Origin of the sequence: Streptomyces yokosukanensis (genome assembly GCF_001514035.1) — a bacterium.
Classification (GTDB): domain Bacteria; phylum Actinomycetota; class Actinomycetes; order Streptomycetales; family Streptomycetaceae; genus Streptomyces; species Streptomyces yokosukanensis.
In genome coordinates, this window is sequence record NZ_KQ948207.1 from 422,275 (window position 1) to 435,094 (window position 12,820).

The following is a 12,820-nucleotide window of genomic DNA, read 5'->3' on the forward strand; positions in this document are numbered from 1 at the left end:
CGTTCAGTCGGCTCGGGTGATCGGGGTGCCCTCCCAGCGCCCGGCGGCGGGCACCCGTTCCGCCGCCATCACCAGCGAGCCCGCGCCCACCCGCGCCGCCTCCTGCAGTGCGCTGCCCGGGAGGAGGATGCTGTGCGGGCCGAGCACCGACCGGCTCCGTACGTCGACCGGTTCGAGCCGCATGACCCGGTCGTGGAACAGGTGGGTCTGCAGAACACAGCCGCGGTTCACGGCCGCGCCGTCTCCGACGCTGATGAGGTCCGGCTCGGGGAACCAGTGCGTCTCGCACCAGACGCCCCGGCCGATCCTCGCGCCCATGCTGCGCAGCCACCAGTTCAGCACGGGGGTGCCCGTCGCCGGGGTGACCAGCCACGGCACCGCCAGCATCTCCACGAAGACGTCCCACAGTTCGTTGCGCCACACGAACGCGCTCCACAGCGGGTGCCGTTCGGCGGTGAAGCGTCCCATCAGCGCCCACTTCGCGGCCGTCGTGAGCAGTCCGGCGACCGCGGCGGCGCCGCACATCAGCAGACCCGCCGCGGCCACCGCGCACCCGGCGCCGTAGAAGTGCCACAAGTACAGCAGTGCGTAGGTCAGGGCGAGTTGGAGGCCGGAGCTGATCAACAGCGGTACCACACGGCACAGTTCGACCGCGCCGCGGGCGGCGCGCAGGACGGGCGGCGGGGCGAACGTGCGGGCGGGGTCGTGCCGTTCCGCCACCCGGCGCAGCCGCATCGCCGGGCGCCCCAGCCAGGACGAGCCCTCCGGCACGGTGACGGGCGTGTCGGACAGGACGCCGATGAGCGCGCCGTCCGCGACCGACCGGTCGGGGCCGACGACCGCGGAGTTGCCGACGAAGGCGCCCTCGCCGATCCGGGAGTTCCCCAGCCGCACCCATCCGCCGCGTGTCTCGTACGGCGCGGCGAGCACGTCGTCCGCGAGGAAGGCCCGGTCGTCGATGCGCAGGAGACGGGGCAGGGCGACGACGGTCGACGACTCGACGTCCTTCCCCACCCGGGCGCCGAGCAGGCGCAGCCAGACAGGGGTGAACAGGCCGGCGTACAGCGGGAACAGCGCGGTGCGGGCCATGGCCATCAGGTCGCGGGTCAGCCACGCGGACCAGCCCGCCCTGCTGTGCAGAGGGTGCGTACCGGGCTTCAGCGCGCGGCCGGCGCAGCGGATCACGGCGAGGATGAGCAGGGCCTCGCAGCAGGTGCCGAGGAGCACCAGCGGCAGCAGCCACAGCAGCCGGTCGGACCAGGACGGACCGGCCGCGCCGGACACCGCGACGAGTGTCAGCAGCGCGGGGGCCGTGGCGACGGCCGTCAACAGGCCGCGCACGGCGGGCGTCAGGGTGTACGCGAGCGTCCAGGCCCGGCTCCGGGCCGCGCGCTCTGGCGGCCAGTGGGCCTCGGAGGCCTGCGGCCGAGCGGGGGATCCGCCCCAGCACGCGCCGGTGGGAATCCTCGTGCCCTCGGACACCGTGCTGCCGGTGCGGACTTCCGCTCCGTCACCGATCTCCGCGCCGGGCTGCAGGGTGACACGTCCGCCGACGCTCGCTCCGGCTCCGATCCGTACGGCGCCGACCCGGAGCCGGTCGCCGTCGATCCACCATCCGGCGATGTCCGCCTCGGGCTCGACGGACGCGCCGTCGCCGATGTGCGCGAGGCCCGTGGTCGGCGGCAGGGCGTGCAGGTCGACGCCCTTGCCGACCGTGCAGCCCAGCAGCCGTGCGTACCAGGCGGCCAGCGGGGTGCCGGAGACACCGGCGAGACCGACGGCGGCCACCCAGCGCTCCGCCGTCCACAGCCGCAGATGGGCCAGGCCGCCGCGCCGGTGCTCGCCCGGCCCGATCCGGCCGCGCAGCAGCCGTGCGCCCCCTGCCGCCAGCAGGACGCGGCCGGGCGAGGTGAGCAGCACCAGCCAGGCAGGGGCGAGCAGCCACCAGGAAACGGTCGGCAGCCACGAGGTGCGGCCGACGGCGGCGAGCACATTGCCGGTGAGCCCGAGGCAGAGCACCCAGCGCAGGCCTGTGACGCAGAGCAGTAGCGGCTGCAGCGCCGTCTGGGCCCAGCCGGTCCACCGGGGTGTGCCCCGCGCGGCCTCTCCGCCCTGCGCGTCCCGGCCGTCGCGGGCCCCTTGGAGGCGTGGTGGTGTGCCGGAGGCGGGCGCCCCGGCGCTGGAGACCATGTGGGCGTACAGCGCGGCGGGAGTGGGATGGTGGTAGAGGTCGGAGACGGAGACCTCCGGGAAGCGCTCGCGCAGCGCGGACACGAGCCGGGCCGCGGCGAGACTGGTGCCGCCGAGGTCGAAGAAGTCGTCCTCGCGCGTCACGGCGGCGCCGAGCATGTCGCTCCAGACACCGAGCAGCCACGTGATCACCGGGTCGATTCGGTCCGCACCCCCGGCGAGGCCGCCCGCAGCCCGGCCGCCGGCGTGCGCGTCGTACGCGGAGGCGGTCGCGGCCCGGTGCGGCGTGGGCTCGGCCGGCAGCGGCCACGGCAGCGCGTCGCGGTCGGCCTTGCCCGAACCACGGGTCGGGAACTCGGCCAGCACGGCGAGCCTGGGCACCAGGGGCGCGGGCAGCCGTTCGCGCAGCCGCCGGGTGGCGTCGGCCCGGTCGAACGCGGCGGGATCGCCGTCGGAGGGGACGACGTAGCCGACGAGCACGTCGAGTCCGCCGGCCGTGCGCCGGACCGTGGCCGCGGCCGCGGCGACGGAGGGCAGGTCGAGCAACGCGGCCTCGACCTCGCCGAGTTCGATGCGCCGTCCGCCGATCTTGACCTGGTCGTCGGCGCGGCCGACGAACGCGAGGCCCTGGGGATCGGCTCGTACGAGGTCGCCGCTGCGGTAGGCGCGGTCCCAGTGCAGGGACGGTAAAGCCGTGAACCGCTCCGCGTCCTTGACGGGGTCCAGATAGCGGCCGAGGCCGACACCGGCGATGACCAGTTCACCGGTCTCTCCCCAGGCGACGGGCTCGCCGCCCGGGTCGACGACGGCGAGTTCCCAGCCGTCCAGCGGCAGGCCGATGCGCACGGGCTCGCCGTCGGCGAGCCGTGTGGCGCAGGAGACCACCGTCGCCTCGGTGGGGCCGTAGGTGTTCCACACCTCGCGGCCGTGACAGGCGAAGCGCCTGACCACCTCGGGCGGGCAGGCCTCACCGCCGACGATCAGCAGCCGTACGGCGGCGAGCATCTCCCGCGACCACAGTGCGGCCAGGGTCGGCACGGTCGAGACGATGCTGATCTTGCGCTCCTGCAGCCACGGGCCGAGGTCGGCGCCGGTGCGCACCAGGGCGCGCGGCGCGGGCACCAGACAGGCGCCACGGCTCCAGGCCAGCCACATTTCCTCGCAGGAGGCGTCGAACGCGACGGACAGCCCCGCCAGTACGCGATCGCCGGGGCCGATCGGCGCCCGGCGCAGGAACAGCCGGGCCTCCGCCTCCACGAAGGCGGCGGCCGAACGATGGCTGATCGCGACACCCTTGGGCTTTCCGGTCGAACCGGAGGTGAAGATGATCCAGGCGTCGTCGTCCGGCCCCGGGCCGCCGTCCCGGCCGCGCGGCACGATCGCGGGGCGCGGCCGCAGCACGTACCCGTCACTCAGTACGGCGCAGACCCCCGACTCACGCCAGACCAGTTCGGCCCGCTCGTCCGGGTCGTCAGCGTCGACCGGCACGTACGCGGCGCCGGCGGCGAGGACGCCGAGGATCGCCAGGTACACGGGCACGCTGCCGGAGGCCATGCGGACACCGACCCGGTCGCCCCGTCCGATGCCCTCGGCCCGCAGAACGCGCCGGATGCGCTCGACCTCTTCGGCGAGCCGTCGGTACGACAGCGTGACGGTGCCGTCGTCCAGAGCGAGGTCGTCCGGCGTTTCGGCGACGGAGCGCTCAAGGAGGTCGAGCAGGGTGTGCGGCACCGCTGCAGGGGCGGACCGGTAGATCGCCTGCCCGCCGGTGCGGTGAGGCGAAAACCGGCCACTTTCGAGTTCTTTGTATTTCCTTGCCGCCACCTTGGATGTCAATTTCGCCATCCCCCTCGTGTCGGAGTCCTGTGATCGGTGAATTAACCGTAGGGGGAGCGACCTGTGGTTTCTCGATCAAGAATCTGTGAAAAGCGTTTGATGGGTGGAATTTTAAAATTGGACCGCGCTGACCTGCGGACTTACCATTTTTGAATTTGTCACGAGATTGTCATGACGGTTGTGGCAAATAAGCTGGGGATAAAAATCTCACGCCCGTGAATCCCATCGGAAAGATGTTCGGGGAACGTTCGATGGATAGATTTCGGTCGACCTTGCCCGCCGGTGCCTGCGCAATTCGGATGTGAGTCCCGAGCCCGCGCGCGCTCCCGTACAGTCCGTGCCGTCGGTGCTCCGTCAGGCCGAACCGAGCGGTTGACCAGGAGAAGAAGCATGGACATCGAAGCCGGTCCCGGCTCCCTTCCGTACGTCTCCGAGACGGCGCGGCCGGTGCCCGAGGCCGAACCCGCACTCGTGGAACGGTGGCGTGAGGAGGGAGGTGAGCTGATCGAGCTGCTGTCCCGGGTGCGTGAGCGGTGCGGTGGCATCGCCGCGTTCCGCCTCGGCCCTGCTCCCACCGTTCTCGTCACCGACCCGCAGGCGGTCCAGCACGTACTCGCTCGGTCCCCGGAGCTGTACGTCAAGCGCTCCCATCGCGCCCGGCTGCTGGTCGGCGACGGTGTGCTCTCCGCCGCCGGCGCGGCCTGGAAGCGGCAACGCCGTCTGCTGCAGTCCCAGTTCACCGGTACCGGGATGCGCCGCTACGAACACCGGATCACCGAGGCCGCCCGCACCGCCGCCGGGCGCTGGGACGGATACGCCCGCACCGGGCAGACCTTCGACGTCGGGGTGGAGATGCGCCGCTTCGCCCTGGACGCCATCTGGCGCTCTCTGACCGGGCACCCCCTCGACGACGAGACCGAGCGCGAGCTGGGCGCGGTGGCGGCCGTGACGGCCGCCCTCCCGACGCTGCCCGCCGGTGCCGCCCACGCGCAGGAGGCCGTCGCCGCCGATCTCGCCCGGATCGACGCGGCCGCCGGGCATGCCATCGAGGCGGCACGCAGCAGACCGGCCGGCCCCGACGGGCCGGGCCTTCTGCACGTGCTGATCGATGCCGCCACCGAGCGCCCCGAATACACCGACCGACTGATCCGCGACGAGCTGGTCACGCTGCTCATGGCCGGGCACGAGACCACCGCCACCACCCTGACCTGGCTCTACCTGCTCCTCGACCGATACCCCGCCGCCCGCGAGGAAGCGCTCGCCGGGGGCGACGAGGGCTCAGCGCGACGCCGCCAGGCCGTCCAGGCACTGGTCCACGAGACGCTCCGGCTCTACCCGTCCGCCTGGCTCCTGCCCCGCCACGCCGCGAAGGACGACACCCTCGCCGGCCATGCCGTCGAGGCCGGCAGCGACATCCTGGTCTGTCCGTACCTCACGCACCGCGACCCCGAACTGTGGCCGGATCCGGAGCGCTTCGATCCCCGGCGCTTCCTCACCCCGGACGGCCGCCCCACCCACCCGGGCGCCTACTTCCCCTTCGGCATGGGTCCCCGCGCCTGCCTCGGTCTGCAATTCGCGCTCCGCGAATCGACCGCCCTGCTCGAACGCCTGCTGCCGGCCCACACCCCTGCCTTCCGGTCCGTCCCCACCAGGACGGCGTACGGCATCACCGTCCGCCCCGACGGCCCCGCCCCCGCAACCCTGAAACCACCACTCGTCTGAACCGGGCCGTACACGAACGACGGGAGCCGGTCGGCCGCCCGCAGGCCGACTCGCGGGGAGGATCTCGAACCGAGAACGAGCGTCCGATACCCTCCCAGGGTATAGTCGCGCTGCAGGTAGTGGACGAGAGAGGACATCACCGTGGACCGCACCCGGGCAGGCAGGCGAGACATCGCCCGACTGCTGGCGGTGTGCGCGGTGCTGATCGGCGTCTTCCTCATGCACGGCGCCCCGGCCACGGCCGCGGAGGGCTGCCACGACGCCACGCCCGCGATGGCGGCGGCGCCGGCGGCCCACGGCCACCACGCCGCCCCGATCCCCGCAGCCGCCTCGCCCGTGCACGCTTCCGGCCCCGCCGTCGGAGCCGCCGCCGCAACCGGGACGGCCGGGACGCTGTGCGTCTCGACCCCGGCCCACGAGCGGTTCCCCCTGCCCGCACCCGGCCTGCTCGCCGTGGCAGGCGCCGGGGCCCTCGCCCTGTGGGTATCGGCGCGACTGCGCGCGGCCGCCGACGGGACGGGACGACGCGGGCCACCGGCCCGCGGACGAGACCTGCTGCTTCAGGTGTGCGTCGCTCGGACGTGACAGGCACCCGCCGGATCCAGGCCCACGCCGGACCCGGCACCGTGCCCTGCTCACTTCCGCGCACCGCCGGTGTGGTGCGCCCACCCGGAAAGACCCCCATCGATGATCTCTTCCACTCGTTCCACCGCGCGCCGTCGCAGCCTCGCCGCGACGGGCGCCGCAGCCGCCCTCGCGCTGACGCTGGCCGCTTGCGGCTCCTCCCGCGACACCTCGTCCATGCCCGGCATGCACCACGGGGCCGAGTCCACCGTGTCCCCCTCACCCAGCACGTCGCAGGCGATGGGCGACATGCCCGGCATGGACCACATGGCCACCGGCAACGGCCTGTCCGACACCCAGGGCGGCTACCGCTTCACCGCCACGGACGCGAACCTGCCGTCGGGCAGGCAGGTGGCCCTCCGGTTCACGATCACGGGCCCGGACGGCAAGCCGGTCACCGACTTCACCCCCGAACAGACCAAGCGGATGCACTTCTACGCCATCCGCTCCGACCTGACCGGCTTCCAGCACATCCACCCCACCATGGCCGCCGACGGCACCTGGCGTGCCGACCTCGCCTCCCTCCGGCCGGGCACCTGGCGCATGTTCTCCTCCTTCACCCCCGGGTCCGGGACCGGCAAGGGCAAGGGCTTCGTGCTGTCGCGCACCTTCACCGTGCCCGGCCAGGCCACGAAGAGCCCGCTGCCCGCCCCCGCCCGCAGCACGCAGGTCGACGGGTACACCGTCACCGTCGAGGGAACGCCCATGGCGGGAATGGAGCACCCGCTGACCGTCTCCCTCGCCAAGGACGGCAAGCCCGTCACCGACCTGCAGCCCTACCTGAACAGCTACGCCCACCTGACCGCCTTCCACGAAGGCGACACGGCGTTCGCCCACCTCCACCCGACCACCAAGGTCACCGGCGACCACGGGGGCCCGGACCTGGCCTTCCACGCCGAACTGCCCACGAGCGGCAACTGGCGGTTGTTCCTGCAGTTCCGGACCGGCGGCACACTCCACACCGCCGCCCTGACCCTGCGGGTCGGCTGACCCCGGCGGGGCGCCGCACCTGCGGCGGCGCCCCGCACCCGGACCGGCAGGAGGGCGCCCCGGCGAGGGGCACGCCGCACCTCGGAGGGAAGGCTTCACAGATGCACCCCGTACTGCACGCACTGTCGATCACCGGGTCCATGACCTGGGAGATCACCTGGGCGCTGATCCTGGGCTTCGCACTGTCCGCCGTCGTCCAGGCCGTCGTCCGCAAGTCCACCGTCGTCTCCCTGCTCGGCGACGACCGGCCGCGCACCCTCGCCGTCGCCGCGGGCCTGGGCATTGCGTCCTCGTCCTGCTCCTACGCCGCGGTGGCGCTGGCCCGCTCGCTGTTCCGCAAGGGCGCGGACTTCACCGCCGCGATGGCGTTCGAGATCGCCTCAACCAACCTCGTGGTCGAACTCGGCGTCATCCTCGCGCTGTTGATGGGCTGGCAGTTCACGGCCGCCGAGTTCGTCGGCGGCCCCGTCATGATCGTCGTGCTGGCTGTGCTGTTCCGGCTGTTCCTGCGCACGGGACTGCTGCGCCAGGCGCGCGAACAGGCGGAACGGGGCCTTGCCGGGTCGATGGAGGGGCATGCCGCGATGGACATGTCCGTGCGGCGCGAGGGCTCCTTCACCAGCCGACTGTTCTCCCGGGAGGGCTTCACCGCCACCAGCCATGTGTTCGTCATGGAGTGGGCGGCGATCCTGCGCGACCTGGTCGCCGGCCTGCTGATCGCCGGTGCCATCGCCGCCTGGGTCCCGGACTCGTTCTGGCGCACCTTCTTCTTCGAGGGCCATCCGCTCGCCGCCAAGCTCTGGGGCCCCCTCGTCGGCCCGTTGGTGGCGATCGCCTCGTTCGTGTGCTCCATCGGCAACGTGCCGCTCGCCGTGGTGCTGTGGAAGGGAGGAATCAGCTTCGGCGGTGTGGTGGCGTTCATCTTCGCCGATCTGCTGATCCTGCCGATCCTCAACATCTACCGGAAGTACTACGGCGCGAGGATGGCCGCCTTCCTCCTCGGCACCTTCTACCTCGCCATGGTCGTCGCGGGATACGCCGTCGAGTTCGCCTTCGGCGGGCTCGGCCTGATCCCCGACCAGGCCGACGCCAAGCTCCCCATGGAAGGCGTCAGCTGGAACTACACCACCTGGCTCAACATCGCCTTCCTCGCCCTCGCCACCGTGCTCCTGGTGCGGTTCCTGCGCACCGGAGGAGCCGCCATGCTGCGCATGATGGGCGGCTCACCCGAGACCGGTCATGACCACACTCACGGCATGCGGCACGGCCACCACTGAGAACCGGCACTTCACCCCGGGGCGGAGAGCCGGGCCCCGCTGAACCGCCTACGGTGGAGGCATGAGCGAGATCGTCGTCTACGAGGTCGACAAACCGTCGGCCACGCGCTCCGCGGGCCCGTCGGCCGGGGCGGAACGGCGCGTCCGCAGGGTGCACGCGTCACCCGCGGTCCCGGGATCGCGCGCCGCCGCGGGACCACGGACCTTGTGCGGCAAGGACACCTTCGCCATGGAGACGGCCCACTGGACACCCCCGGACCGCCCCGGCACACCCTGGTATCCCGAGGAATACGCAACCCTGGTCTGCCCGGACTGCGCTGCCGTGATGGAGATCTGAGCGGCCTGCCCGGCGTCCCCGGCGATACCGTGCCCACCGTGTTCCTGCCGCTCAGCCTCGTTCCACGTACTCCTTGAAGTGCTCCAGATCGCCGCGGACGAGCCGTTCGATCGCATTCGTCTGGGCGAAGCCCTTCGGCCCGCCGAAGGTGTTCCGGACGGCCTCGGGGTCGTACTGCAGCCGCGCCTGGATCCGGGTGTGATTCTCATCGACCGGCTGAACGGAGAAGGAGCCCGTCATCCCGGGGCTGCCCGTGGTGAGCCACTCCATCACGTGCTCGCCGCTGTCGGTGACCTCGGCCTCGACCTCCCGGGCCCGGCCACCTGCCTCGACCTCCAGATGGGCTCGGCCCCCGGCTTCCGTACGCGCGCCCCGCACTCCTTCCACGAAACTCGGATAGTTCTCCACCTGGTGAAGGCTCTCCCAGGCCCTGTCGACCGGAACCCCGACGTCGACGTGTAGCTCGAGGGTGCTCATGGCTCACCTCCACGTGCGGCTGATGGCCTACGGCCTTCTGCTTACAGTGTGCGCCCGACAGGAACCGTCGACCGACGGCGCATCTGCGACAGGCCGCCCCCTCGCCCCCAGCAGCACCGCGCACGCCCCGGCGGTCAGCAGCCCCCCGGCGAGGAAGGCGCACCGTACGTCGGCCAGCGGCAGGATCAGTCCTCCGAGCGCGGCGCCCGCCGCGATGCCGGCGTTGTAGCAACCGGAGTTCGCCGCGAGCGCGATGTCCGTGCGGCCCGGCGCGCACCGCAGCATCTCGGTCTGGGTGGTCATGAACACCGGGCCGAGCGCACCGCCCATGAGCGCCAGGAAGACCACGGCCGCGGCCGGGTGGGTGCCCGCCGCGTACAGGCCGAGCATGCCCACGGCCTGCGTGGCCACGGCCGTGCCCAGTGCCGAGCGGGGGAAGCGGTCCAGTACCGCCCCCGTGACGCTCACCCCGGCCAGACACGCGACGCCGAAGGCCACCAACAGGGCGTCGACGGTGCCCGGCGAGAACCCGCTCACCTCACCCAGGAACGTCACGATGTAGGTGTATCCGGTGAACGCCCCGGTGGCGGACAGGGTCCCGGCCGCCAGTACGGTCCCGAAGCGGCGGGTGTCGGGGTCGGTTCCGCGGGCGGCGGGCTCCTCCTCCGGCGGCGAGGTCGGCAGCAGAGCGGCGATCGTCACCAGAGACAGCAGGCCCAGCGCTGCAGGTACGGCGATGGGCACCTGCCAGCCGCTCAGCCGGCCCAGCCAGGTGCCGGCGGGAACACCGAGCACGAGGGCGAGCGAACCGGCGACGGACAGCGCCCCGACCACACGCCCGCGGACCTCGGGCGCGAACAGGCCCACCGCGACCGGCCCCGTCACGGCCCAGAAGAGCGCCTGGGCGAGCGCGGTCAGCAGTCGCGCCGCGAGGAGCTGCCCGTAGGAGGTCGCGAGCGCCGCGACCAGACTGGACACGACGAGCGCGGCCAGCAGTCCCGTGAGCACATGACGTCGGGGCGCCGCCCGTGTGACGAGGGCGAGCGGCACCGAAGCGAGCGCGACCGTCACCCCGTAACCGGTGGCCAGCAGGCCGACCGCCGACAGTGACACCTGAAGGTTCGCGGAGATCAGCTCCAGGAGGCCGACGGGCAGGTTCTCCGCCGTGTTGAAGGTGAAGGCGGCGAGCATCAGGGCCACGAGCACCGCGGGACCGTGCCAAGAAGCCGTCCGTCCCGTGACCGTGCCTTCCATAGGAGTACCTCACCGGGCTCTCCCGTCCGGCCGCAACCCATTTCAGCTGCCGCGGGGCTCGCTGAACCCACACTCGGAGCGTTGATGCTTGCCCAGCAAATCGAACATGTGGCCTAATTCAAGAGTGCACGACAGGGATCCGCTGCGAACGAGCAGCGCCGACCGCTATCACCTGCTGCTCGCCACCGGCGGCCGGCCGCGGCAGCATGGCTGGTGGGCCCGCGAGGAGACCGCGCGCGACAAGTTCCGCCGCTGGGTCGGCGAGTACGGCGGTCTGCCCGGAACGCGCGTCGTCCTCACCGACGAACACACCGCCGGCGTGCTGGCCGCCTGGCCGGATCAGCCGTAGGCCCCGCAACGGCCGATCGGGCGCGCTCACGAGGCCGTCATGCAGGTGGACGAGTGCTCGGACCGGTGTAGGGTTGTCGCGTTCGTTCGTGATCAAGAGCTGAGGACGAGGGAGGTGAGGTTGATGACCGCGCTCAAGGCCACCGTGTGCAGCGCCCGCGTCTCCCTCACGTCCCGGGCCGTGGCCTGACCCTCCTCCTGTCCGCCTTCGCCGAGAACGTGAGCCGGCGGGGCAACCCCACGAACATCTCTGGAACGGATCTTCCCTCGACATGTCCACCACCTGGATCACGCGCGCCGAGACCAGCGCCGACATCGCCGCCGTTCGCGACATCAACCTCGCCGCTTTCCCCACCTCCGCCGAGGCCGACCTCGTCGATGCCCTGCGCGCCGACCCGACCGCCTGGATCGAGGGCCTCTCCCTCGTCGCGGCGGACGAGGCCGGCCGCCTTGCGGGCCACGCCCTGCTGACCCGCTGCCGCATCGACAGCACGCCGGCCCTGTGCCTGGCCCCGTGCGCCGTCCGCCCGGAGCGGCAGCGCACCGGTGCGGGCGCCGCGGCCATCCGTGCCGCCCTGGCCGCGGCGAGGTCGCTCGGGGAACGCCATGTGGTCGTCCTCGGGCATCCGGCCTACTATCCGCGGTTCGGGTTCACCCGCGCCTCGGACCACGGCATCGGCCTGACCATCGACGTCCCTGACGACGCCCTGATGGCGCTCAGCCTCGACGGCGACCATCCGCTCCCCGGCGGAACCGTCCACTACGCCGCCGCGTTCGGCATCTGAGCCGACCCGTGCCGCGCACGGCAGAAGCCAACCTCTCCGTGCGCGGCACACCCCACCCGAGGTACGGGTGGGCCGGGGCCTGTCAGATGGACCTCACGAGGCAGTCGCGCCGGCGCCGCGACGGGCGTGGAAGAGACCCCAGCGCAGCAGTCGGCGGCGTGTGATGTCCGTCCACAGCGGCAGGTTGGCCAGCAGGTCGTCGAGGTAGGCCGCGCTGATGACGCTTCGCAGCTCGGCCGCGCGACGGTGCACCTCCTCGTCGAGGCGTGCGTAGTGGATGGCAAGGTCCGCGGTGTGATCCTCGAAGTCGGCCTTCAGCCCCAGTCCGGACAGGTGCTCCAGGTAGAACGACGGCGTCGCGAGGCTCTCGGCGCCGAGCCGGGACAGCGCGGGCCGCAGGGCCTGTGCCGGGGTCTCCTCGGCCGCCATGATGTCCGAGAAGACCAGCGCTCCGCCCGGTTTGAGCACGCGCACCGCCTCGGCCAGCGCGCGCTCCCGGTCCGTCACATGGCACAGGACCTCCAGGGACCAGACCACATCGAAGCGCTCCGCCTCGTAGGGGAGGTGGCCGAGGGAGCCGGTGACGACCTCGATCAGACCGTCCAGCCCCCGCCCGGCGTTGACCGCGCGGTGGCGCCGGTTGTGCCCTTCGCTGAGGTCGAGGGCCACCACGCGGCAGCCGAAGCGCTCGGCGAGCGCGCGGGCCGAACCGCCGTACCCCGAGCCGAGATCGAGCACCGTGGCATCCGGGCCGAGCAGGTCCTCGACCCGGTCCGCCGCGTGCTGCACGGTGCGCCGCGAGGCGTCCGCGATCGCCTCCTGCGCATGGGCGTAGAGGCCGACGTGGATGTCCTCACCGCCCCAGACGGCGTCGTAGAAGGCGTCGACGTCGTTGCTCTCGTAGTAGCGGCGGGTCGCCTCCTCATGGTCCGGTGTATTGCTGTCATCCTTGGCGTTCTCGGTCATGACGGGTGAATTCC

The 12,820-nt window shown here is 72.3% G+C and carries 11 protein-coding genes; 7 read left to right on the forward strand and 4 right to left on the reverse strand.

Going from position 1 to position 12,820, the window contains the following annotated elements:
* Positions 1–3: 3 nt before the first annotated feature.
* Entirely contained in the window at positions 4–3,921 is a 3,918-nt protein-coding gene (locus AQI95_RS05000; RefSeq protein WP_244188626.1) for a Pls/PosA family non-ribosomal peptide synthetase, read from the reverse strand.
* 495 nt (positions 3,922–4,416) lie between these two features.
* Between AQI95_RS05000 and AQI95_RS05005 the strand changes: the two genes are divergently transcribed.
* From AQI95_RS05005 to AQI95_RS05025, 5 genes are all read left to right on the forward strand, one after another.
* Positions 4,417–5,748 carry a cytochrome P450 gene (locus AQI95_RS05005; RefSeq protein ID WP_067117930.1) on the forward strand — a complete coding sequence of 444 codons (1,332 nt, stop codon included), beginning with the start codon at positions 4,417–4,419 and terminating at the stop codon, positions 5,746–5,748.
* 141 nt (positions 5,749–5,889) lie between these two features.
* Entirely contained in the window at positions 5,890–6,333 is a 444-nt protein-coding gene (locus tag AQI95_RS05010) for a hypothetical protein (protein ID WP_067117931.1), read from the forward strand.
* 102 nt (positions 6,334–6,435) lie between these two features.
* The gene (locus tag AQI95_RS05015) at positions 6,436–7,362 is read left to right on the forward strand and encodes a hypothetical protein (RefSeq protein ID WP_067117934.1); all 927 of its coding nucleotides are present in this window, start codon (positions 6,436–6,438) and stop codon (positions 7,360–7,362) included.
* Between the two features lie 101 nt (positions 7,363–7,463).
* Positions 7,464–8,639, forward strand: coding sequence for a permease (locus AQI95_RS05020; protein WP_067117937.1), 1,176 nt, complete (start codon positions 7,464–7,466; stop codon positions 8,637–8,639).
* Positions 8,640–8,700: 61 nt separating this feature from the next.
* Positions 8,701–8,976 carry a hypothetical protein gene (locus AQI95_RS05025; protein WP_067117939.1) on the forward strand — a complete coding sequence of 92 codons (276 nt, stop codon included), beginning with the start codon at positions 8,701–8,703 and terminating at the stop codon, positions 8,974–8,976.
* 51 nt (positions 8,977–9,027) lie between these two features.
* Here the strand turns inward: AQI95_RS05025 and AQI95_RS05030 are convergent, their stop codons facing one another.
* Together AQI95_RS05030 and AQI95_RS05035 are read right to left on the reverse strand one after the other, a co-directional pair.
* Entirely contained in the window at positions 9,028–9,453 is a 426-nt protein-coding gene (locus AQI95_RS05030; protein WP_067117943.1) for an SRPBCC family protein, read from the reverse strand.
* Between the two features lie 27 nt (positions 9,454–9,480).
* Positions 9,481–10,644: an MFS transporter gene (locus AQI95_RS05035; protein ID WP_067118743.1), complete on the reverse strand. Its 1,164-nt coding sequence runs from the start codon at positions 10,642–10,644 to the stop codon at positions 9,481–9,483.
* 187 nt (positions 10,645–10,831) lie between these two features.
* Between AQI95_RS05035 and AQI95_RS05040 the strand changes: the two genes are divergently transcribed.
* Both AQI95_RS05040 and AQI95_RS05045 read left to right on the forward strand, forming a co-directional pair.
* On the forward strand, positions 10,832–11,056 hold the full coding sequence (locus AQI95_RS05040) for a hypothetical protein (protein ID WP_067117946.1): 225 nt from the start codon (positions 10,832–10,834) through the stop codon (positions 11,054–11,056).
* A 271-nt stretch (positions 11,057–11,327) separates the two neighbouring features.
* Complete coding sequence (locus AQI95_RS05045; protein WP_067117949.1) at positions 11,328–11,840, forward strand: GNAT family N-acetyltransferase; 513 nt, start codon at positions 11,328–11,330, stop codon at positions 11,838–11,840.
* Between the two features lie 93 nt (positions 11,841–11,933).
* Here the strand turns inward: AQI95_RS05045 and AQI95_RS05050 are convergent, their stop codons facing one another.
* Positions 11,934–12,806, reverse strand: a complete 873-nt coding sequence (locus tag AQI95_RS05050; protein ID WP_067117952.1) for an SAM-dependent methyltransferase — start codon at positions 12,804–12,806, stop codon at positions 11,934–11,936.
* Between the last annotated feature and the right edge of the window lie 14 nt (positions 12,807–12,820).